This is a genomic window from Bradyrhizobium sp. CCGB20, assembly GCF_024199855.1.
Classification (GTDB): domain Bacteria; phylum Pseudomonadota; class Alphaproteobacteria; order Rhizobiales; family Xanthobacteraceae; genus Bradyrhizobium.
In genome coordinates, this window is record NZ_JANADN010000001.1 from 2,357,458 (window position 1) to 2,378,905 (window position 21,448).

Sequence of the window (21,448 nt, forward strand, 5' to 3'; positions counted from 1 at the left end):
TTTTTCTGGCGTAAGCGTAGCGTGAGCGTGTCGATGTCAGTGTTGCGTAACCATCCGAAGGGCGCGCGGTTCGCGTCCTTCGGCATCGGTCTCTGCATCTTCGCATTGATGCCGAGAGAGACCGGCTATCAGGACATCGCGTCGTTGCTGGCGCGTCAGCCCGGCGTCGCCGAGCGTTGGCAGAGGCAGGTGTTCTCCGCAGCGTCCTCGATCCAGCTCGCCACCTACAGCTTTTCCCGGCCCATCGGCACTTCGGTTCCGCAGAGCGCGATGGTTCGCCTCGCGAGCCTCGATGGCCGCGACGTCACCGGCGCGATCAGCCGCAATCCGGCGCTCCAGGCGCCGCCGCGCTACCAGGCCGCCGATTTTCCCAAGGTCGATCGCTCCATGAAGGGTGATCGTCTCGCAAGTGTCGCACCCACGCAGGCTCCCGAGACGACCGCGCCATCCGCGGCACCGGCACAGGAGGATCCCGCGACATCGAACCGCTCGGTGTTCGGCGCCAAGACCGTCGCGTTGCCGCAAGCCATGTCGCCGGAGTCCGCGGCCGCGCTCGATCCCGAGCTTCAGGAAGCGCTGCGCGCGCCGCCACTGCCGCAATACGCCAATCCGCCGCAAGCCAGTGACGCAGCGCGCGCGTTCGCGGTCCAGCCGCTCGAGGCGCTGAAGCAAGCGACCCTTCCGGCCGCGCCGCCGCGCGATCCCTTCCGCGTGAAGACCTCGAACCTGTTCTTCGGCAGCTCCTCGCTCGGCGGCAGCCTCGAGAGCATGGAGAGCTGGCAGCCCGGCGCCGAGCCGCTGATCGTGATGCCCGACCCCGACATGAAGGTGACAGCTTCGCTGACGCCGCCGACGGAGGAGATCGCCAAGGACATCGAGAGCGGCGAGAGCGTGGCGCCGAAGGGCGAGGTCAACGCCGACAACCAGCGCGCCAGATCGCCGGCGGAGCGGCTCGCGCTCGACGACAAGTCGCGCGCGAAGTCCGAGAAATGTCTTGCCGAAGCGGTCTATTTCGAATCGCGCGGCGAGGCCGTGCGCGGCCAGATGGCCGTCGCGCAAGTCGTGATGAACCGCGTGTTCTCGGGCAAATATCCTGACACCGTGTGCGGCGCGGTCTATCAGAACAAGCACCGCCACCTGGCGTGCCAGTTCACCTTCGCCTGCGACAACAATGCCGACGTGATCCGCGAGCCCGAGATGTGGGAGCGCGCGAAAAAGATCTCGAAGGCGATGCTCGACGGCCAGATCTGGCTGCCCGAGGTCGGCAAGTCCACGCACTATCACGCCTACTGGGTGCGCCCGTCCTGGGTCGCCGAGATGAAGAAGATGTACAAGACCGGCGTGCACACCTTCTATCGCCCGCGCGCCTGGGGCGACGGCAGCGAAGAACCGAGCTGGGGTACCCCGGCGCAGACCGCCGCGCTCTCCGCCGAGCTCGCGCAGGAAGCGAAGAGTTCTGCCGAGATGGGTGTGAGCGAGCGGCGGTAGCTTTCTTCACCTCTCCCCGTCAGAACGGGGAGAGGGAAAAGACCGCCTCACGCCTCGATATCCAGCGCACAATCGAAATTCGGCGCCGAATGCGTCAGCGCGCCTGCCGACGCGTAGTCGACGCCAGTTGCCGCGATCGCCGCGATCGACTCCAGCGTGACGCCGCCTGACGCCTCCAGCTCGAGCCGCCCCTCGTTCATCCGCACTGCCTCGCGCAGCGTCGCAAAATCCATGTTGTCGAGCAGCACGGCGTCCGCGAGGCCAGTGTCGAGCACATCGCGCAATTGCGCCAGCGTATCGACCTCGATCTCGATCTTGACGAGATGCCCCGCATGGGCGCGGGCGCGCTCCAGCACCGGGCGGATGCCGCCGGCGACAGCGATGTGGTTGTCCTTGATCAGGATCGCGTCGTCGAGCCCGAAGCGGTGGTTGAAGCCGCCGCCGCAGCGCACCGCGTATTTCTCCAGCGCCCGCAGCCCCGGCGTGGTCTTGCGCGTGCAACAGATGCGCATCTTCGTGCCTTCGGTGCGGGCGACATAGTCGGCCGTGAGCGTCGCGACGCCCGAGAGGCGGCCGACGAAGTTCAGCGCCGTGCGCTCTGCCGTGAGGATGGCGCGGGCGGGCCCCGAGATCGTCAGCACGTGCTGGCCGCGCGCAACCCGTGCGGCATCGCGGACCTCTCCGCGCACCGCGATGTCGGGCGAGAGCTTTTGCAGCGTTGCCAGCGCCAGCGGCAATCCCGCGATCACGCCGGACTGGCGCGCGACCAGGATCGCCTGCGCTTTTGTCGCTTCCGGGATCGTCGCCAGCGAGGTGATGTCGCCGGCGCGGCCGAGATCCTCGTCGAGTGCGCGGTGCACGGCCGCGTCGATCGCAAGCGGCGAGAGGAAGGCGTCGGGATAGAGCAGTGAGGTCGGGGTGATCATGGAAAACTCCATCAGGCGATCATGGGTTGAGCGGTGCGCGGCAGCGGACGACCGGTGAGGCCATCGGCCACCTCGCGCGCAGCCGCGAGTGTCGTCATCGTTCTTTGCCTCAGCGCAGGGACATCCGCCGGAAGGTCGGAACGGAAATGCGCGCCGCGGCTCTCGCGCCGGGTCCAGGCCGCCGCGGCAACGAGCAGGGCTGTCGTTGCCATGTTGCGCAGCGTGATGTTGCCGGCTTCGCGCTCGGTCGCGGCGAAGCTGCGCACGGCCTCCGCAAGCCCGTCGCCATCGCGGATCACACCGACATGCGTGCTCATCATCGTCCGCAGCCGCGTCACGGCTGAAGCATCAGGCGCAGCGCCGCGCGGTGTCACCAGTGCATCGGGAAGCCGGGCAGGCGCGGGGATGGTACGGCCGGCGATGTCCTCGGCGATGCGCGCCGCATAGACCACGGCCTCCAGCAGCGAGTTCGACGCGAGCCGGTTGGCGCCATGCGCGCCGGTGGACGACACTTCGCCGCCGGCCCAGAGCCCGTCGATCGAGCTGCGGCCGCGCGCGTCCACCGCGATGCCTCCCATGTGGTAATGCGCGGCCGGCGCGATCGGGATGGCCTGCGTCGCGGGATCGATGCCTGCGGCGACGCAGCTCGCGTGCACCGTTGGAAATTTGTCGGCAAAGCGCGCACCGAGCGCCTGCCGTGCATCGAGGAAGGCGCCGCGGCCGGCCGCGATCTCGGCGAATACGCCGCGTGCCACGATGTCGCGCGGCGCGAGCTCGGCGAGCGGATGGCGCGCAAGCATGAAACGTTCGCCATCGCCGTTGATCAGCGTCGCCCCTTCGCCGCGCAGTGCTTCGGTCGCGAGTGGCGCCGGATCGCGCCCGACCATGATGGCGGTCGGATGGAACTGCACGAATTCGGGGTCGGCGATGACGGCGCCGGCGCGGGCAGCAAGCGCAAGACCGGAGCCGCTGGCCTCGATCGGATTGGTGGTGACGGCATAGAGATGGCCGATGCCGCCGGTCGCAAGCACGACCGCGCGTGTGGCGAGCATGACCGGCCGTGCCGCCGCGTTGCCGGCTTCACGCAACTGAAGGCCGGCGACCGCGCCGTCCTCCGTCAACAGCGCTTCGGCAACGAGACCTTCGATCAGCCGGATCGACGGCGTGCGCCGCACCGCATCGCTCAGGGCCGCGATGATCGCGGCGCCCGCACCGTCGCCGCGCACATGCACGATGCGCCGGGCCGAATGCGCAGCTTCCCGCCCGACCGCGAGCCGGCCTTCGAGATCGCGGTCGAACGGCACGCCGTGGGCGAGCAGGTCGTGGATCCGCGGCGCCGCTTCGCGCGCGATGCCGAGCGCGACCGCTTCGTCGACGATGCCGCCGCCGACGGCGATCGTGTCAGCGGCATGCGCCTCCGGCGTATCGCCCTCGGCCACCGCGGCGGCGATGCCGCCTTGCGCCCATGCGGACGATGCGCCCTGGCCGAGCGGCGCGGCCGAGATCAGCATTACCGGCCGCGGCGCGAGTTTGAGTGCGCAAAACAGGCCGGCGAGGCCACCGCCGACGATGACGATGTCGTCGGTGCGGGTGAGGTTGTCGATGTTGTCTTGCATGTTGTGCTTTCAATTCTTCAGATTGATCATCCGCTCGACCGATCGCCTTGCACGTGCCGCAAGCGCGGGATCGATCGTGACCTCCTCGCGAAGCGTCAGCAGGCTGTCCAGAATGTTGGCGAGGGTGATGCGCTTCATGTGCGGGCAGAGATTGCAGGGGCGCAGCATCTCCACATCAGGCAGCTCGGCGCGGACATTGTCGGCCATCGAGCATTCCGTGATCATGACCAGCCGCCGCGGCCGCCGCTCGCGCACCCAGTTGATCATGTGCGCGGTCGAGCCGGTGAAGTCGGCTTCCGCCAGCACGTCCGGCGGACATTCGGGATGTGCGATGATCTGCACCGACGGATCGGCCTCGCGATAGGCGCGCAGCTCCTCGCCGGTAAAGCGCTCGTGCACCTCGCAGGCGCCCTTCCAGGCGATGATCTTCACATCGGTCTTCGAGGCGACGTAGGTTGCGAGATAGCGGTCGGGCAGGAAGATCACACTCGGCGCGTTCAGGCTCTCGACCACCTGCACCGCGTTCGACGAGGTGCAGCAGATGTCGACCTCCGCCTTCACCTCCGCCGACGTGTTGACATAGGCGACGACAGGCACGCCGGGAAATTTCTCGCGGAGCAGGCGGACGTCCGCGCCCGTGATGCTGGCCGCAAGCGAGCAGCCCGCGCGCGCATCCGGGATCAGCACCGTCTTGTCCGGATTGAGCAGCTTTGACGTCTCCGCCATGAAGTGCACGCCGCACTGGACGATGATGCCCGCCTTCACCTTGGTGGCTTCGACCGCGAGTTGAAGCGAGTCGCCGCCGATGTCGGCGACGCAATGAAAGATCTCCGGCGTCTGATAGTTGTGCGCGAGGATCACCGCGCCCCGGGCCTGCTTCAGCTCGTTGATCGCCTTGATCGTCGGCGCCATCAGCGGCCACTCGATTGCGGGGATCACGTGCTTGACGCGCTCGTAGAGCGGGGCGGTGGCTTGCGCGACTTCCTCCGTCCATTCCAGCGAAGGCATCGGCAGCGCGGGCGCCGTTTGCGTCGGCGCCGCGCGAGCGGACGCGGCGGTTTGGCCCTGCGGCCGGCCTGTAAAGTCGTCGGGGCCGTAAATTCCAGTGATCGGCATCGAAGCCTCCCGTCCATGTCTATTATGCTCGATATGAGTATATATGCGGCCTGAGAAATCCGGCCGAGAGGGCCGGTGGGTATCGCCAGAGCTTACATATACTCAATTTGAGTAGATCAAAGATAACACGTGACTGGAGAGGTTGCTAGGCCCCAGCACACACATTCCCGTCAAGTCGCCACGCGCGTCAGGCATCACCGCAGGGAAACGCAATGCTCCCGCGGGAGCCCTTCGTGGAACGCAACCATTTTTGACTTGGGATTTTCATGCATCTGCATTAAACGGCTGATCAGCGGTTGCCTATCCCGGATCCGCCAGCGACTGACACGAGGAACACCATGTCCACTCAAGCGGGCGAGCTCGGTCCGGCCTCACGTTCCTCCTCCTGGCGCACTCCGGCGATCATCATTCTCTGCGGCTGTGCGATCGGCATGCTCGGCTTCGGCCCGCGTTCGGCGCTGGGCTTCTTCGTGCAGCCGATGAGCCACGAATTCGCATGGGGCCGCGACGTGTTCGGCCTTGCGATCGCCGTGCAGAACCTGCTGTGGGGATTGGGCCAGCCCTTCGCCGGCGCCGTCGCCGACCGCTTCGGCCTGTTCCGCGTGATGTGCGTCGGCGCGCTGCTCTATGCCGGCGGCCTGCTCTTGATGCGCTATTCCTCGACGCCGCTGTCGCTCAACCTGGGTGCGGGCGTGATGGTCGGCTTTGGCCTTGCCGGCTGCTCGTTCAACCTGGTGCTGTCGGCGTTCAGCAAGCTCCTGCCGGCGGAGAAGCGCGGCCTTGCGCTCGGCGCCGGCACCGCGGCGGGTTCGTTCGGGCAATTCCTGTTCGCGCCGATCGGCGTGGCGCTGATCGACAATTTCGGCTGGCAGCAGGCACTCACCGTGTTCGGTTTCCTAATGCTGCTGATCATCCCACTGTCGCTGGCGCTCTCGACGCCGCCGGTCGCAACCACGGCCAACGCTGCGCCGGCGGATGAGCAGACCTTCACGAAGGCGCTCGCGGAAGCCTTCGGTCATCGTTCCTATGTGCTGCTGGTGCTCGGCTTCTTCACCTGCGGCTTCCAGCTCGCCTTCATCACCGTGCATCTGCCGGCGTTTCTGGTCGATCGCGGCATCTCGACGCAAACCGGCGGCTGGGTGATCGCGGCGATCGGCCTGTTCAACATCATGGGATCGCTGAGCGTCGGCTATCTCCAGAACTCGCTGCCGAAGCGCTATATTCTCTCCACGATCTATTTCACGCGCGCGCTTGCGACGCTCGCCTTCATCTCGTTCCCGATCACGCCGTTCTCGGCGATCGCGTTCGGTGCGGTCTCCGGCCTGACCTGGCTGTCGACGGTGCCGCCGACCTCGGCGCTGGTGGCGCTGATGTTCGGCACGCGCTGGCTCGCCACGCTCTATGGCTTCGCTTTCGTCAGCCATCAGGTCGGCGGCTTCCTCGGCGTCTTTCTCGGCGGCATCGTGTTCGAAAAGTTCGGTTCCTATACGCCGATCTGGTGGCTCTCGATCCTGTTCGGCGTGCTCTCGGCGCTGATCAATCTTCCGATCGTGGAGAAACCCGTCGCACGAGCGGTTGCGCAGCCTGCCTGATCGGCTAAACATCCCCGACAAACAAGTCAGGGAGTTCAGTCGTGGCCACATTCAAGGCGATCCGGATCGACAAGGCCGACAAGGGCACCACTGCGCAGCTGGCGCAGTTCGACGAAGCCGAGCTGATGGATGGCGACGTCACCGTCCGCGTGGAATGGTCGACGCTGAACTACAAGGACGGCCTCGCGCTCACCGGCAAGGCGCCGGTGGTGCGCCGCTTCCCGATGATCGCCGGCATCGATTTCGCCGGCACGGTTGAAACCTCCTCCCATCCGCAATGGAAGGCAGGCGACAAGGTCGTCTGCACAGGCTGGGGCATGGGCGAGACCCATCTCGGCGCCTATGCCGAGAAGGCACGGGTCAAGGGCGACTGGCTGGTCGCTCTGCCGCAGGGCCTGTCCGCACGTGACGCCATGGCGATTGGCACCGCCGGCTTCACCGCGATGCTGTCGGTGCTGGCGCTGGAGAAGCACGGCCTGTCGCCGAAGAGCGGCCCCGTGGTGGTCACGGGCGCGGCCGGCGGCGTCGGTTCGGTCGCCACCGCCGTGCTCTCGAAGCTCGGCTATCACGTCATCGCCTCGACCGGCCGCGCCTCGGAAGCCGACTATTTGAAGGAGATCGGTGCTGCCGAAGTCATCGACCGCAACGAATTGTCGGCGGCGGCCAAGCCCCTTGCCAAGGAGCGCTGGGCGGGCGGCGTGGACAGCGTCGGCTCGACCACGCTCGCGAATCTCCTGTCGATGACGAAGTACGGCGGGGCGATCGCCGCCTGCGGCCTGGCGGCCGGCATGGACCTGCCGTCTTCTGTCGCACCCTTCATTTTGCGCGGGGTGTGCCTTCTCGGCATCGATTCGGTGATGTGCCCGATCGAGCCGCGGAAAGCCGCCTGGCAGCGTCTGGCCTCCGATCTGGATCGGACAAAACTATCTGAAATTACTCAAGAAATTACGCTCGACCAGGTTTCGGAGTGGGGCGCGAAAATCCTCGCCGGCCAGGTCCGCGGTCGCATCGTGGTAAAAATTGTCTAACGGCGTTCAGACTTTACCAACCAAGCTGCTTCAATGTTGCCTTGGTTAGTATGGTAAGCAGCGGGTAAAGAGATAAGGCATCGCCCGCTGCGGGGGTTGGTTCGGAGTTGAGCATGCTTGCGCGTATTGTGTTGGGGGCTGTCACGGCGGCAGCGACGTTTGCGCCGGCCATTGCTGGAAGCATGAACGCTGACGAGGCCCGCCGCTTCGTCGCCGGCAAGGTGTTCGCTTTCACCTGTTTCGACGGCACCCGCGGCGCAGGCCGCATCCTGGACGACCTCGGTGCCGCCGGCGCGGTACAGTTCTCTGGCGCAGGCCCGGTGAAGCATCTCCGCCTTCCCGGCAACACGCTCCAGATCCGCGGCCAGAACGTCTGCGCCTCGATCAAGGGCATTCCGTTCGAGCCCTGCTTCAACCTGGAAAAGACCGACGATCGCAGCTTCCGCGGCTCGGTGTCGGGCATGGGCTTCGCCTATTGCGACTTCCACCACCAGGGCGGCAACCAGATGCTGATGGCCCGTGCCGCAGCACGTCCGCGTTCGCTGCGCTCTTCGGAGCACACCGGTTCGGTCGGTGCGTCCAATACCGAAGTGGCCGCGCGCGTCGAGACCCCGCGGGTCGAGAGCAGCCGCCTCGAGCCGGTGAAGTCGGAACCCGCGAAGATCGAGGCTCCGCTGGAGCTGCGTCGCTCCACGCAGTGAGCTGGCTGCGAGTGAGCCGGCCGCGCGGGACCGCCCGCGCGTTCTGTCGTTGAAAACCATCATCGATCACGAAGCCGCTGTGCCGTAGTCATACGGACGGCGGCCTTCATGCGTTGGTAGCGACTCGCGCCCCAGTTTGCGGACGGCCGGGGGGCGCAAGGGTCTTACGATGTCGCTGTATTTCTTCCGCATCAGCACCGGCCGCTATTCCGGCGCCGCCGACCAGCCGTACGAGTTCGAGGATCGCGCCGTCGCCTGGGCCGAGATGAGCGAGGTCTGCGCCAATCTGCTCGGCAGCATCGCGCGCAACCTGAAGCCGAATGCGAAGTGGAGCATGGAGCTGCTCGACGAGAACAAGAAGCCGGTCTTCCGCGTCAGCCTGGTCGGCGAGACGGTGTGCTGATAATCGCGAACACGCGTTAACGGACGCCAGCCCGTGCAAATCCGCGAGGCGCCAATTCTCTGCACGTGAAAAGTGCGCAAGTCCGGTAGTTTGAGCGGCGTTTCCAGTATTTCTACCTAGGCCGCCAGCGCGCTCTCTTAACGTTAATGAGGAACCTCGCGTTTAGTCTTCCCAAGCTGTTCACGCGCGTCGGCGCGACAATGCGTATCCCGGGAAGATTTCGATGTCGTTCATTCAGAACCTGCGAATTGGCACCAAGCTCGCCGTGACCTCGGCACTGACCATCGGGCTCGTCGCGTTGATGATCTTCCTCCAGATGAACGGGGGCACCGAGGTTCAGAAGCTCAGCAATGCCGCATCGGGACAGCAGGCGATCGCGCAAAACGCCGCGGAAGCCAAGGCCTCGGTGCGTGGGATGCAGATCGGCATTCGTGACATCCTGACCTCCACTTCGCCGGCCGAGATGCAGAAGGCCGTCACCTATTTTGGCGATCGGCAGACTGCGGTCCTGAAATTCGCAGGCGAGATGGCGAAGCTGTCGCACTCGCCGGAGAACCACAAGCGGATCGACCGCCTGATCGTATTGATCGGCAATTTCGGCAAAGGCCAGCAGCAGATCGAAGCGATCCGCAAGCAGGAGCTCGCTCTGGTCGCGAAGAAGGACGGCGAAGCGGCAGCGTCGCTCGCAAAGCTCGTGGCCGAGGTCGACCGCATCCGCAAGGAGATGCTGGCGCCGATCAATGAAGAGATATCGGAGCTGACCAACGAGATCACGAACTTTGCCAAGCAGAAGAGCGCCGAAGCGCGCACCGAGGCCGAAGCTGAGGCCGCGTCCGTCGCGCGAACCTCGTTCGTCGCAGGCTTGCTGGTCGCGCTGGTTCTGATCGGAGCATGCATTTTCTCGGTCTTCAGCATCGCGCGGCCCATGCGCGCGTTGACGGCGGCGATGGAGAGGCTCGCCGGCGGCGACTTCTCGGTGGTGCTGCCGGGCCTCGGCCGCAAGGACGAGGTCGGCGAGGTCGCCGGTGCCGTCGAAAAATTCAAGATCGTGTCCGAACAGAAGGCGCGGGAGGACGCGGAAGCCAAGATGCGGCAGGATCAGCTCGCGGCCGAGCAGCGCAAGTCCGAGATGCGCAGGCTCGCCGACAGCTTCGAGGGCGCCGTCGGCGAGATCGTCGGTACGGTGTCATCGGCTTCGACCGAGCTTGAAGCATCCGCGACCACGCTCACCTCGACCGCGGAGCGCACGCAGCAGCTCACCACGGTGGTCGCGGCCGCGTCCGAAGAGGCCTCCACCAACGTGCAGTCGGTGGCGTCGGCAACGGAAGAGCTGTCCTCGTCGATCACCGAGATCAGCCGCCAGGTGCAGGAATCCGCGCGTGTGGCGAGCGAAGCCGTCGGCCAGGCCCGCACCACCACCGAGCGCGTCAGCGAGCTGTCGAAGGCGGCGACGCGGATCGGCGACGTGGTGGAGCTGATCAACACCATCGCCGGCCAGACCAACCTGCTGGCGCTCAACGCCACGATCGAGGCCGCGCGCGCCGGCGAAGCGGGCCGCGGTTTTGCCGTGGTCGCCTCCGAAGTCAAGGCGCTCGCCGAGCAGACCGCGAAGGCGACCGGCGAGATCGGCCAGCAGATTGCCGGCATCCAGGCCGCGACCGAGCAATCGGTCGGCGCCATCAGGGACATCAGCGACACCATCGAGAAGCTCTCGGAGATCTCCTCGACCATCGCGGCCGCGGTGGAAGAGCAGGGCGCCGCGACGCAGGAAATCTCCCGCAACGTGCAGCAGGCCGCGGAGGGCACCCATCAGGTGTCGTCCAACATCACCGACGTGCAACGCGGCGCGAGCGAGACCGGCTCGGCGTCGTCGCAGGTGCTGGCGGCGGCGCAGTCGTTGTCCGGCGACAGCAATCGCCTCAAGCTCGAGGTCGGCAAGTTCCTCCGCACCGTGCGCGCCGCCTGACGGCGGGCGTCCTTATTGAAGCATCCGCCCACTGCAACGTATTGGAGCACATTCAATGAGCGGCCCTTCCATTCGCCTCACTCACAAGGTCATGGCGATCGGACTGTTCGGACTGTTGGGTCTCGTCGTCTTCGGCGCGATCTACCAGATCGGCAGCCTCTCCCAGGACGGTTCCCGCGACGTTGCCAACCGGGCTCGTGCGATCGCCGACCTCAACAAGCAGATCTCGATCGAGATGCTTGAGGCCCGCCGCAACGAGAAGAACTTTCAGCAGCGTCGCAACGAGAGCTACGCCAAGGCGCATGCCGAGCTGATCGGGCCGATCAACCGCGATTTCGACGAGGTGGAGCGGCTGATGGCGGTGGGTGGCATGAACGTGCTGTCAAGCCGGATGAAGCAGGTTCAGGACGGCTTCAAGCGTTACACTGCGGATTTCAACGCGCTGGTCGCTGCCGAGACCAGACTCGGCCTGAACGAGACGCTCGGCCTGTCCGGCTCGCTTCGCAGTGCCGTGCACGACATCGAGGCCAAGCTGAAGGAGATCGACGATCCCAGGTCGACGACCTGGATGCTGATGATGCGCCGGCACGAGAAGGACTTCATGCTGCGGCGCGATCCAAAATACATTGCCGAGGTGAAGAAGGCCGGGGTCGAATTCTCCAGTGCGATCGAGGTCGTTGCAGTCTCCGAGGCGGTGATGAACGACATCAAGGCCAAGCTCCGGAAATACCAGTCCGAGTTCGCGGCCTGGGCTGAGGCCGCACAGCAGAGCGCGGCCTATGACGCCAGCATGATGAAGACTTTCCGCGAGGTCGAGCCTGTGATGGTCGAGGTGCGGACCGCCGTCGATGCCATGTACAGGCAGGCCGACGCCGCGGAAGCTGCAACCCGCGATGCCGTCCGCTTCTGGATGCTCGTTGCCTTCGGGGTCACCGTCGTCGTGCTCGCCGCGGTCGGCTTTCTCCTTGGGCGCTCGATCTCGAAGGCGCTTGCCGCGATGGTCGATGCGATGACGCGGCTTGCGCGTGGTGAGCTTTCGATTTCCGTTCCCGGCGTCGGGCGCAAGGACGAGATCGGCGAGATGGCCGGTGCGGTCGAGGTGTTCAGGACCAACATGGCGGAGGCCGAGCGGCTGCGCACGGAGCAGGCCGAAGCCGACGCGCGCGGGCGCGAGCGGCGGCAGGCGGACATGCGGCGCCTCGCCGATGGCTTCGAAGGCGCGGTCGGCGAGATCATCGAGACCGTGTCGTCGGCGGCAACCGAGCTCGAGGCGTCCTCCAACACGCTGACGCAGGCCGCCGAGCGCGGTAACGGGCTTGCCACGGCCGTGGCAGCAGCCTCGGAGGAGGCGTCCGCGAACGTGCAGTCGGTGTCGGCCGCGAGCGAGGAGATGACCACATCGATCTCCGAGATCAGCCGCCAGGTCCAGGAATCGGCCCGCGTCGCCGATGCCGCGGTGGAACAGGCCCAGCGCACCAATGCGCGCGTCGCCGAGCTGACGAAGGCGGCAGGTCGCATCGGCGATGTCGTCGAGCTGATCAACACCATTGCCAGCCAGACCAATCTGCTGGCGCTGAATGCCACGATCGAGGCGGCGCGGGCGGGCGAGGCCGGCAAGGGCTTTGCGGTGGTCGCGACCGAAGTGAAGGCGCTCGCCGAGCAGACCGCGAAGGCCACCGGCGAGATCAGCCAGCACATCGGCGCGATCCAGACCGCGACGCAGGACTCGGTCGGTGCGATCAAGGAGATCGGCGACACCATCGCGCGGATGTCGGAGATTTCCTCGGCCATCGCCGCGGCGGTGGAAGAGCAGGGCGCCGCGACGCAGGAGATCTCCCGCAACATCCAGCATGCCGCGCACGGCACCTCGGAGGTGTCGGCGAATATCGGCGACGTCCAGCGCGGCGCCGGCGAGACCGGGGCGGCGTCGGCCCAGGTGCATTCGGCGGCGCAATCGCTCTCGCAGGAGAGCAACCGTCTGAAGAGCGAAGTCGCGCGCTTCCTGGAGTCGGTCCGGGCGGCCTGACGTCGTCAGCCGCCTTGCTCAAATTATCGTCGGTGCGCTGGCGCGGCGTTGCGCGATCTCCGCTGCACTGCAACGCATGATTGCGAAACATATAACATCGGCGATAGCGAATTCCGTAGTTTCACGTAGGTTCCTGTTAACGCCTGTTTGCAACTATGTGCGCAATCTTACGGGATAAGAACCAGCCAGCATTGTTGGAATGACCAACGCCCTGTCGTCCGTCGTGACGATGGCGGCGCAGGTGGTTTGCGCGTTGCCAGGTATCATCGGGATTTATCGTGATGTCGACGTTGTCGATCGTCTTCAAGCTTCTGACCGTGTTGTCGGTTCTCGTGCTCACGCTCGCCGGCGTCGGCGTGATGGCGATCGGCACCATGCAGAACATCAACTCTCACACCGTCGAGATCGCGGAGAGCTGGCTGCCGAGCGTGCGCGCGCTCGGCTCGCTTCGCGCCGACATCAACGAGCTTCGCGTCGCGCTTCGCCTGCACCTGATGCAGGAGACCACCGAGGGCAAGGACGCCGCCGAGAAGCGCCTCGCCTCATTGCGCGAGCGCATCGACCAGACGCGCAAGGTCTACGAGCCGCTGATCACCTCGGCCGAGGAGCGCTCGCTCTATGAGCAATGGACCAAGGCGTGGGCCGAATATCTGAACGGCGTGCAGGACGTCATGGCGCTGTCCCGCAAGGGCGCCGGCCGCTTCCCGGCCGATGCCAACGAGCTGTTGCAGACCAAGGTCGCGAAGATGGCCCAGGCGGCCGATCCATTGCTTCAGAAGGGCATCGAGCTCAACAACAAGGGCGCCGAGCTGGAGACGAAGCAGGCGGCCGACAGCTATGCCACGATCTTCCGCGTGCTGGTCGGCATCATCGTGTTCTCGGTCGTGATCGCGATCGGTGCCGCCTATTATCTCGTGCGTGACGTTTCTCGTGGTATCGCCTCGATCATCCGTCCGATGCAGTCGCTTGGCGAAGGCGACCTCTCGGCCGAGGTGCCGCATCGTGGCGAGAAGACCGAGATCGGCGCGATGGCTGACGCGCTCCAGATCTTCAAGCAAGCGCTGATCGCCAAGAAGGCCGCCGACGAGGCGGCCGCAGCCGATGCCGAGGCCAAGATCGAACGCGGTCGCCGCGTCGACGCCATTACCCGCAAATTCGAGGCCATGATCGGCGAGGTCGTCGGGACCGTGTCGTCGGCCTCGACCGAGCTCGAGGCCTCCGCGACCACGCTGACCAATACGGCGCAGCGCGGGCAGGAGCTTGCGACCGTGGTCGCCGCGGCGTCCGAGGAAGCCTCCACCAACGTCCAGGCGGTGGCGTCCGCCTCGGAGGAGCTGTCGTCCTCCATCACAGAGATCAGCCGCCGGGTGCAGGATTCGGCGCGGATGGCCGCGGAGGCCGTCGAGCAGGCCACGCGGACCAACGACCGCGTCAACGCGCTGTCGCAGGCGGCCTCGCGCATCGGCGACGTCGTCGAGCTGATCAACACCATTGCCGGGCAGACCAACCTGCTCGCGCTCAATGCCACCATCGAGGCGGCGCGTGCCGGTGAAGCCGGCCGCGGCTTCGCAGTCGTCGCCTCCGAGGTCAAGGCGCTGGCCGAGCAGACCGCGAAAGCCACCGGCGAGATCGGGGCGCAGGTCTCCGGGATCCAGGCCGCGACGCAGGAATCCGTCAGCGCCATCCAGGAGATCGGCGGCACCATCGAGCGGCTGTCCGAGGTATCGGCGGCGATCGCAGCCGCCGTCGAGGAACAGGGCGCGGCCACGCAGGAGATCTCGCGCAACGTGCAGCAGGCTTCGGTCGGCACGCAGGAGGTCTCGATGAACATCACCGACGTGCAGCGCGGTGCGATCGAGACCGGTTCGGCCTCGACGGAGGTGCTGTCGGCGGCGAAATCGCTGGCGACCGACAGCACGCGGCTCAAGGTCGAGGTCGCGCAGTTCCTGGAGTCGGTCCGCGCGGCCTGATCCTCAACTGCTCGTCTGCGGAGCCGGCGGCGGTGCGACCTGCCGCCGGAACAGGATGCGCTGGTAGAGCCAGCCGATCGCGACCAGCACGATGCCGAGGCACATGAACGACAGCGCGCGGTAGACGCCCGTCAGCGTCGACATGTCGATCACGAAGGCCTTCAGGATCGTCAGCGCGATCACCGCGGCCGACGCCAGTCGCGCCCGCTCCGAGTTGACCAGGATGCCGACGCCGAGCAGCAGCACGCCGAAGGCAAGCCAACCGATCGAATAGGTATACTGCTCCGCGCCCGTCGTCGGTCCGGTCGCGAGGATCGGGCCGTGATAGAAGCGGCGGATCTCCAGCGTGACATAGGCGAGCGCGAACAGCAGCGCGCCGCCCGCGATCGTGTTGGCGTAGACCTTGCCGCGCTGGCCGACCACTGCATAGGAGAGCAGCAGCATCAGCACTGCCGGCAGTGCGTAGCCGAGCAGCAGCAGGTTGAACACGGCGCCGCCGACGTTGACGCTCCAGATCAGCGGGTTTTCCAGGATCAGCAGGCCGAACACGCTGATGAGTCCGGCAATCGCCGTGAGCACGACCGCGCCGACATTGTGAACGATGCTGCGGCTCCGCAGCCGCAGCCGTTCCAGCCCGATCGCCATGGCGAGCGCTACGCAGACTTGCAGCGCGAACTCGAGCAGCGACGGCGCGGCCGTCATGCGGCCGCCGGTGGCGAGATGCCGGATCTCCATGAAGGCGAGCAGCGCGGTGAACAGGATCGCCGCGGTCTCCACCATGCGCAGCGGCGCATCGTCGCCGCGGCGGCGCAGGAACACGCTCGCCGCCCAGAACGAGGCCGCCGGCAGGCCGTAGCCCCACAACAGCCAGTTGAAGATCGGCGTGGTGCCGACGGCGTCGCCGACGATGCGCGGATCATAGCCGATGCGCGCCGTGACGATGGCGGCGAAGACGGCGGCGAGCCAGCGCAGGAACGGGATCGGCCGCTGCATCGAGATCCAGGCGGTGCCGAGTGACATCAGCGCGAGCGCAATCGTGAGCCAGCCCTTCTCCAGCGCGAAGGTCAGTGCCAGCGCCAGTGCGCCGAGCGTGCCGGTCGCGAACAGGGCGGTGGAGATCATGGCGCCGGGCCGGGTCTCGCGGCGCGTCAGCGCTTCGGTCGCGGCGCCAAAGGCGGCGGCGAGCAGCACCGCGAGGATCGCGAACGGGATCGAGCGGTCGAGATGGGCGATGCGTGCGTAGAGCGCAACGAGGATCGCGATCGGGGTTGCGACCGCCGCCGCCGACCACACCACCGGGATGATCGCCGAGCTCGACCGGCCCTGCGCGAAGAAGCCCGCGAGGCCGAAACCGGCGGCGAAGATCGCAGCCATCACCAGATGCAGCGTGACTGAACTGTCGGTCGCGACCGGCCCGACGCCGGGCATCGGGCCGCCCGGCAGCACCAGCATGTCCGGATTGGCGCGCACCGCCCATTCGGCGAACACGATGAAGACGGTCGCTGCCGCGGCGCCCAGCGCGCCCGTGGCGGACGGCGCACGCCAGGCGACGAACAGCGTCGCACCGACCAGAAGCGTGAAGGCGATCAGCGCAAGATCTGCATGCGCGCTCGACAGCACGATCAGCATCGCGCCGAACAGATAGGCGCCGAGCGAGCTCGACGACACCGGCTCGATCTCGCCGTCCTCGATGGTGGGGCCGAACATGAAGCCGCAGACCACGAGGAGGGCTGCGAGCACGAAACCCGCGATGACATGGAAGGCGTGCGGCGCGACCTGCAGCTCGCTGGTATCGAGCCCCGGGAAGATCCAGACCACGGCGAAGGCGATGGTGGTGACCGCGAGCCAGCGCCACAGCCGGATGCGCGCGAGGCCGAAGCTCGCGGCGGTGACGATCGCAAGATAGATGTAGAGCGCCCAATAATCCGGCTTGCCGCTGGAGACGAGGATCGGCGTCACGAACGCGCCGACCACGCCGAGGCCCGCGAGCGCGGGTCCGTGCAGCAATGCGGCGGCGAGCGTGCCCATCGCGACGATGCCGAGCAGCACGAAGGCGGTCGCGGGCACGAGGAAGCCGTAGAGTGCGTAGGCGGCATAGATCGTTGCGAACGCCACCGCCGTTCCGGCCGCGGTGAGGATCGCGGGGATGTTGGCGATCGGCAGCGCGGCGATGTTGGAAATGCTCTCCTTGCGCCGCGACCACTCGCCGGCACCGAGCAGCGCGGCTGCGAACAGGCCACCGAGGAACACGCGCACGCCGGGACCGACGAGGCCGGCCTCGATCGAATAGCGCACCATGAAGAAGCCGCCGAGCGCGAGCGCAAGGCCGCCGATCCATACCACCCAGCGGGTGCCGAGCCGCTCCTCGAAGCCAGGCTCTCTAGAATCTGCTGCCGGCGCGGGCAGGGGCGGCGGCGCATCGGCCTCGGTGCTTGCTGCGAGCGGAGGCGGGGAAACCGCTTCGGTGACGAGCGGAGGCGGCGCTGCCTCTGCTTCGGGTGCGAGCGGCGGCGGTTCGGCGGGCGTCGTCGCGGGCGCTTCAGCCTCGACGACCTGTGCAGGCATCAGCGGCGGCGGCTGCACGGTCCGCTGCGCGTAAAACATCTCTTCGAGTGAGCTCAGCCGGCGGCGCAGCTCGGCCGCCTGGCTGGAAGCCTTGATCGCGATCAGGAAGGCGATGATCGCAATGATCAGCGCAAAGACGTCAAACGGGCCGTCGAACATGAAGCCTCCAGGCAACCGGCGGGCAGGGGCCGGTCGCGCAATCTCAGGATCTAGCGCCGGGAGCGGACGCGCAAGCCCGGCGCGGGCCGCTCCTGGAGCACGTCGCGGCGGAAGCGGTAGAGCGCCGCCGGCCGTCCGCCCGTCTGTGTCGACATCACCCCGGTCGGTTCGACCAGGGCTTCGGTTTCGACGAGGCGGCGGAAATTTTGTTTGTGCAGGTGCCGGCCGGAGATCGCCTCCACCGTGTACTGCAATTCAGTGAGTGTGAACTCGGCAGTCAAAAGTTCAAACACCACAGGACGATACTTCAATTTTGCACGCAGCCGCGCGATCGCGGTGGCGAGAATCCGGCGGTGGTCGAAGCGCATGGACGTGCCGAGCGCCGGAAGCGCCTTGCGCGCTAATGCCGCAGGACGGCCGTCGCGCCGCGCCTCCTCGATCAGTCCTGCCTCGTAGAGCAGCTCGTAGCGGTCGAGCACGCGTTCCTCATCCCACGGCGCGCCGTCGAGGCCGAAATAGAACCGCACGCGATCCTTGCGCGGCAGCGCCCGCGTGGTCTCGGGCGTCTCCTCCTCGGCCCATTTGGTCAGAGCCGGAATGATGTCACGGGCGATGATCGCGGGCGGCTGCTCGCGCCAGTCTTCCCAGGGGAGGAAGCGGTACCACGGTTCGAAGCTCGCACCGGTCGCTGCGAGCTCGCCGCCCACCGCGCGCGTCAGCGCAAGATATCCGATCGAGACCGTGTGTGCGCCGATGTCGCCGGCCTCCGCATGACGGCCGCGATCGCCGAACGTATAGAGCTGCTCGACATAGCCGAGCCGCAAGCCCGCCTGTGCCTCGACCCAGGCGCGCAGGCCGATCTCGAAGGTGCGATGACTGAGCGCATCGAACGGTCCGAACGGCAGGCCGGCCAGCCCGTCACTGCCGCGCGCGGTGAGGATCAGCGGCTCATGATCCTCGATCGCGACGATCGCCGCGGTCAGGCCGATCTCGATCGGCGTCAGCTGCGTGTCGCTCATGCGATGATGATCGCAGCTGTCATTCGAGCTCGATCACGAAGGGGCGGCCCTCGACCATCATTGCGCCCGGGCCCATCTCGTCGAGCGCACGCAGCATGCGGCCGTTGCGGCCCAGCGCGCGGTCGGCAAGGCCGACGATGCGCCGGTTCGGCGAGGCGATCGGAGAGGCGGCGCGGATCTTCTTCGCGATCTCGATCTCGTCGCGCTCCGGATTGAGGGCGCAGACGGCGGCGAACGCGCTCGCGGTGGAGCGGCTGATGCCGGCATAGCAATGCACCACCAGCGGCGCGCTGCGGTCCCAGCCGCGCACGAAGTTCAGCACCTGGTCGATATGCGTTTCGGAGGGCGCGACAAAGCCGTCCATCTCCTCAGTGATGTCGTCCATCGACACCTTGAGATGGTTGGCCGGCAGCACGGACACGGGACGCGCCACCTGCTCGACATTGGCCATCACGGTCAGCACATGGCTGGCCCTGGTGAGGCGGACGGTTTCGGGAAGGGCGGCGAGGGAACAGACGTGGATCATGGCGGACCTTTTTGCCGCTGAGTATAGCGAGCGCTCGTAGGGTGGGCAAAGGCGCATCGCGCCGTGCCCACCGTTTCGCACCGCGCTCATCTCTCCTAGTTTGGTGGGCACGCTTCGCTTTGCCCACCCTACGAAGGGATGATGCTACGCAAACACCGCGCCGAACCGCTCCAGGAACTGCTTCTCGGCCCGCGCCGCCGTCCAGGGCGTCAGGTAATCGCGCCGAACGCCGTCGGAGAGGCCCGGATCCTTGCCGAACAGGCGCCGCGCCTCGCTCTCGCTGAAGCCGGCGAGCTCGGTCGCCTCCAGATAGGCCGCGCCGCGGTCGGCGGCCTTGATGGCCAGCGTGATCTCGTCGGAGAGCACCGGCGGCAGGCCGAAGCGGATGTGGATGGCGCCGAGCAGGCGCTTCTCCACCGCCTTGTAGTGGCCATCCAGCACGGCCTTGAACGGCGAGATCATGTCGCCGATCACGTATTCGGGCGCATCGTGCAGCAGCGCGGCGAGCCGCATGCGCTGATCGACGCGCGGCATCTCATGCCGCAGCACGGTCTCCACCAGCAGCGTATGCTGCGCGACCGAGAAGATGTGCGCGCCGGTGGTCTGGCCGTTCCAGCGCGCCACGCGCGCCAACCCATGCGCGATGTCGGCGATCTCGACATCGAGCGGAGAGGGATCGAGCAGATCGAGCCGCCGCCCCGACAGCATGCGCTGCCAGGCGCGGGACGCCGCATCGCGGGCCGTCTTCTTCGCGGTCATTTGGCCTTGAGGCGCGGCTTGCGCTGCGTCTTGCCGCAGCTCGCGTGGCAGTGGCAGTCGACGAGATGGTCGTTGACCATGCCGGTCGCCTCCATGAAGGCATAAACGATGGTCGGGCCGACGAATTTGAAACCGCGCGAGGACAGCTCCTTGGAGATTTGCGTCGACAGCGGCGTCGAGGCCGGCACGCTCGCGGTGGTCTTGAAATTGTTGACCTTGGGCTTTCCGTCCATGAAGTCCCACAGCAGCTTCGAGAAGCCGGGGCCCTTCTCCATGATGTCGAGATAGGACTTCGCGCTCAGGATCGCGCCGTCGATCTTGGCGCGGTTGCGCACGATGCCGGCGTCGTTCATCAACGCGTGCACCTTCTTGTCGTTGTAGCGCGCGATCTTCTCCGGCTGGAAATCGTCGAAGGCTTTGCGGAAATTGTCGCGCTTGCGCAGGATCGTGATCCAGGAGAGGCCGGCCTGGAAGCCGTCGAGGATCAGCTTTTCATAGAGCGCGCGGTCGTCATATTCCGGCACGCCCCATTCGGTGTCGTGATAGGCGACATAGAGCGGATCTTCGCCGGGCCAGGGGCAACGCGTCTTTCCGTCGGGATGCAGGCGGGGGGCTCGGCTCATGCGATGGGCTGCTTCAAGGGAATGCGGACAACTTCGGGTTCGGCGAGCCGCACGGCGAGGCCGCCGGCCGTGAGCGGCTGGCCGGCATCGAGCGCATCGGCGACGCGGTCGATGCGCACCAGGGCGATGCCCTTGCCCTGTGCCGACGAGCCCATCGTGCCGACCGGCTTGTCGCCGGCGAGAACGCTGACGCCGAGCTCGGGCGAGAGGTCCTCGAGCAGCACCTTGACGCTGCGGGTACGCGCGGTGCCGCGATGCTGCATCCGCGAGACGACCTCCTGGCCGACATAGCAGCCCTTGTCGAAGTCGACGCCGGCGAGGCGGTCCATGTTGGTCTCGTGCGGAAACGCGTCGCTGTACATGAAATCGAGGCCGCCGCGCGGCACGCCGAGTGCGATGCGGTGCGCGTCATATTCGGCAGCGTCGACCAGCTCGGCGCCGATGAGGTCGGACAGCTTCTGCTTGAGGTCTTCGGGGATCAGGATGCGATAGCCGAGTTCGCCATTGCGCGGATCGGCGAAGGCAAGGTCCGGTTGCGCCGCAGGCTGGCCGTCCCAGGCCGCGAGCACGCCGAGATCGTCCGAGAGGTTTTCCACCGTGACCTTGGCGCGCAGCTTGTAGAATTTCAGCTTGGTGGCGAGGCCCTCGGCCAGCGCTTTCGGGCAGTCGATCAGGAACCCGCCGCCATGGCCGGCCGGCGCTTCCGTGATCAGAAAATCCACGATGATCTTGCCCTGCGGCGTCAGCAGCGCGCCGAATCGCCCCAGGCCCGGCTTGAGCCTGTCGACATCGGTCGTGACGAGGCCGTTGAGGAAGTTGCGCGCGTCCTCGCCCGCGACCTTGATCACGCCCCGGTCGGGAAGAAACGCTGATTTCATGCGAAAATCTCTTGCGACATGTTGCTCCGGAACGTAAGCCCGCAGGGATTAAACGACAAGACCTTGAGCCCTGCGCTTGGGGATGAG

At 66.6% G+C, this 21,448-nt stretch carries 17 protein-coding genes; 8 read left to right on the forward strand and 9 right to left on the reverse strand.

From position 1 onward, the window contains the following. Nucleotides 1-33: 33 nt before the first annotated feature. Entirely contained in the window at nt 34-1,488 is a 1,455-nt protein-coding gene (locus NLM15_RS10735) for a cell wall hydrolase (RefSeq protein ID WP_254116923.1), read from the forward strand. Between the two features lie 47 nt (nt 1,489-1,535). On the opposite strand, the gene nadC is transcribed toward NLM15_RS10735, so the two are convergent. The 3 genes from nadC to nadA are packed head-to-tail and all read right to left on the reverse strand — an operon-like array spanning nt 1,536 to nt 5,146. Beyond that, nucleotides 1,536-2,414, reverse strand: a complete 879-nt coding sequence (nadC, locus tag NLM15_RS10740) for a carboxylating nicotinate-nucleotide diphosphorylase (protein WP_254116924.1) — start codon at nt 2,412-2,414, stop codon at nt 1,536-1,538. A gap of 11 nt (nt 2,415-2,425) precedes the next feature. Continuing rightward, nucleotides 2,426-4,030 carry an L-aspartate oxidase gene (locus tag NLM15_RS10745; RefSeq protein ID WP_254116925.1) on the reverse strand — a complete coding sequence of 535 codons (1,605 nt, stop codon included), beginning with the start codon at nt 4,028-4,030 and terminating at the stop codon, nt 2,426-2,428. Between the two features lie 9 nt (nt 4,031-4,039). After that, nucleotides 4,040-5,146 (reverse strand): quinolinate synthase NadA, encoded by a 1,107-nt coding sequence (nadA, locus tag NLM15_RS10750; RefSeq protein WP_254116926.1) that lies wholly within the window; start codon nt 5,144-5,146, stop codon nt 4,040-4,042. Between the two features lie 338 nt (nt 5,147-5,484). Here nadA and NLM15_RS10755 point away from each other — a divergent pair, with 338 nt between their 5' ends. The 7 genes from NLM15_RS10755 to NLM15_RS10785 all read left to right on the forward strand — a co-directional run bounded on the left by NLM15_RS10755 (nt 5,485) and on the right by NLM15_RS10785 (nt 14,832). Further along, on the forward strand, nt 5,485-6,738 hold the full coding sequence (locus NLM15_RS10755; RefSeq protein ID WP_254116927.1) for an MFS transporter: 1,254 nt from the start codon (nt 5,485-5,487) through the stop codon (nt 6,736-6,738). A gap of 41 nt (nt 6,739-6,779) precedes the next feature. Next, on the forward strand, nt 6,780-7,766 hold the full coding sequence (locus NLM15_RS10760; protein WP_254116928.1) for an MDR family oxidoreductase: 987 nt from the start codon (nt 6,780-6,782) through the stop codon (nt 7,764-7,766). 113 nt (nt 7,767-7,879) lie between these two features. Beyond that, nucleotides 7,880-8,467 carry a hypothetical protein gene (locus NLM15_RS10765; RefSeq protein ID WP_254116929.1) on the forward strand — a complete coding sequence of 196 codons (588 nt, stop codon included), beginning with the start codon at nt 7,880-7,882 and terminating at the stop codon, nt 8,465-8,467. Between the two features lie 169 nt (nt 8,468-8,636). Next, entirely contained in the window at nt 8,637-8,870 is a 234-nt protein-coding gene (locus NLM15_RS10770) for a DUF6894 family protein (protein ID WP_254116930.1), read from the forward strand. Between the two features lie 223 nt (nt 8,871-9,093). Beyond that, a complete protein-coding gene (locus NLM15_RS10775) occupies nt 9,094-10,836 on the forward strand; it encodes a methyl-accepting chemotaxis protein (protein WP_254116931.1) in 1,743 nt (580 codons plus the stop codon). Between the two features lie 55 nt (nt 10,837-10,891). Continuing rightward, on the forward strand, nt 10,892-12,862 hold the full coding sequence (locus NLM15_RS10780) for a methyl-accepting chemotaxis protein (RefSeq protein WP_254116932.1): 1,971 nt from the start codon (nt 10,892-10,894) through the stop codon (nt 12,860-12,862). Nucleotides 12,863-13,143: 281 nt separating this feature from the next. Further along, nucleotides 13,144-14,832: a methyl-accepting chemotaxis protein gene (locus NLM15_RS10785; RefSeq protein ID WP_254116933.1), complete on the forward strand. Its 1,689-nt coding sequence runs from the start codon at nt 13,144-13,146 to the stop codon at nt 14,830-14,832. Between the two features lie 3 nt (nt 14,833-14,835). Here NLM15_RS10785 and NLM15_RS10790 read toward each other — a convergent pair whose 3' ends face one another. The 6 genes from NLM15_RS10790 to NLM15_RS10815 form a co-directional block, all read right to left on the reverse strand. Further along, the gene (locus NLM15_RS10790; protein WP_254116934.1) at nt 14,836-17,556 is read right to left on the reverse strand and encodes a DUF2339 domain-containing protein; all 2,721 of its coding nucleotides are present in this window, start codon (nt 17,554-17,556) and stop codon (nt 14,836-14,838) included. A 50-nt stretch (nt 17,557-17,606) separates the two neighbouring features. Beyond that, the gene (locus NLM15_RS10795) at nt 17,607-18,575 is read right to left on the reverse strand and encodes an NAD regulator (RefSeq protein WP_254116935.1); all 969 of its coding nucleotides are present in this window, start codon (nt 18,573-18,575) and stop codon (nt 17,607-17,609) included. Between the two features lie 19 nt (nt 18,576-18,594). Beyond that, entirely contained in the window at nt 18,595-19,101 is a 507-nt protein-coding gene (locus NLM15_RS10800; RefSeq protein WP_254116936.1) for a tyrosine phosphatase family protein, read from the reverse strand. 144 nt (nt 19,102-19,245) lie between these two features. Further along, nucleotides 19,246-19,860: an HD family hydrolase gene (locus tag NLM15_RS10805; RefSeq protein WP_254116937.1), complete on the reverse strand. Its 615-nt coding sequence runs from the start codon at nt 19,858-19,860 to the stop codon at nt 19,246-19,248. Continuing rightward, nucleotides 19,857-20,483: a DNA-3-methyladenine glycosylase I gene (locus tag NLM15_RS10810; RefSeq protein ID WP_254116938.1), complete on the reverse strand. Its 627-nt coding sequence runs from the start codon at nt 20,481-20,483 to the stop codon at nt 19,857-19,859. Before NLM15_RS10810 ends, NLM15_RS10805 begins: the two co-directional genes overlap by 4 nt. Then, complete coding sequence (locus tag NLM15_RS10815) at nt 20,480-21,361, reverse strand: folate-binding protein YgfZ (protein WP_254116939.1); 882 nt, start codon at nt 21,359-21,361, stop codon at nt 20,480-20,482. The genes NLM15_RS10810 and NLM15_RS10815 overlap by 4 nt, the downstream gene beginning before the upstream one ends. Nucleotides 21,362-21,448: the final 87 nt, after the last annotated feature.

Coding starts and splice junctions, on each gene's coding strand:
- NLM15_RS10755 (WP_254116927.1), top strand. CDS start 5,485: ATGTCCACTCAAGCGGGCGAGCTCGGTCCGGCCTCACGTTCCTCCTCC.
- NLM15_RS10800 (WP_254116936.1), bottom strand. CDS start 19,101: ATGATCCACGTCTGTTCCCTCGCCGCCCTTCCCGAAACCGTCCGCCTC.
- nadA (WP_254116926.1), bottom strand. CDS start 5,146: ATGCCGATCACTGGAATTTACGGCCCCGACGACTTTACAGGCCGGCCG.
- NLM15_RS10805 (WP_254116937.1), bottom strand. CDS start 19,860: ATGACCGCGAAGAAGACGGCCCGCGATGCGGCGTCCCGCGCCTGGCAG.
- NLM15_RS10770 (WP_254116930.1), top strand. CDS start 8,637: ATGTCGCTGTATTTCTTCCGCATCAGCACCGGCCGCTATTCCGGCGCC.
- NLM15_RS10775 (WP_254116931.1), top strand. CDS start 9,094: ATGTCGTTCATTCAGAACCTGCGAATTGGCACCAAGCTCGCCGTGACC.
- NLM15_RS10815 (WP_254116939.1), bottom strand. CDS start 21,361: ATGAAATCAGCGTTTCTTCCCGACCGGGGCGTGATCAAGGTCGCGGGC.
- NLM15_RS10810 (WP_254116938.1), bottom strand. CDS start 20,483: ATGAGCCGAGCCCCCCGCCTGCATCCCGACGGAAAGACGCGTTGCCCC.
- nadC (WP_254116924.1), bottom strand. CDS start 2,414: ATGATCACCCCGACCTCACTGCTCTATCCCGACGCCTTCCTCTCGCCG.
- NLM15_RS10765 (WP_254116929.1), top strand. CDS start 7,880: ATGCTTGCGCGTATTGTGTTGGGGGCTGTCACGGCGGCAGCGACGTTT.
- NLM15_RS10785 (WP_254116933.1), top strand. CDS start 13,144: ATGTCGACGTTGTCGATCGTCTTCAAGCTTCTGACCGTGTTGTCGGTT.
- NLM15_RS10790 (WP_254116934.1), bottom strand. CDS start 17,556: ATGTTCGACGGCCCGTTTGACGTCTTTGCGCTGATCATTGCGATCATC.
- NLM15_RS10745 (WP_254116925.1), bottom strand. CDS start 4,030: ATGCAAGACAACATCGACAACCTCACCCGCACCGACGACATCGTCATC.
- NLM15_RS10735 (WP_254116923.1), top strand. CDS start 34: ATGTCAGTGTTGCGTAACCATCCGAAGGGCGCGCGGTTCGCGTCCTTC.
- NLM15_RS10795 (WP_254116935.1), bottom strand. CDS start 18,575: ATGAGCGACACGCAGCTGACGCCGATCGAGATCGGCCTGACCGCGGCG.
- NLM15_RS10780 (WP_254116932.1), top strand. CDS start 10,892: ATGAGCGGCCCTTCCATTCGCCTCACTCACAAGGTCATGGCGATCGGA.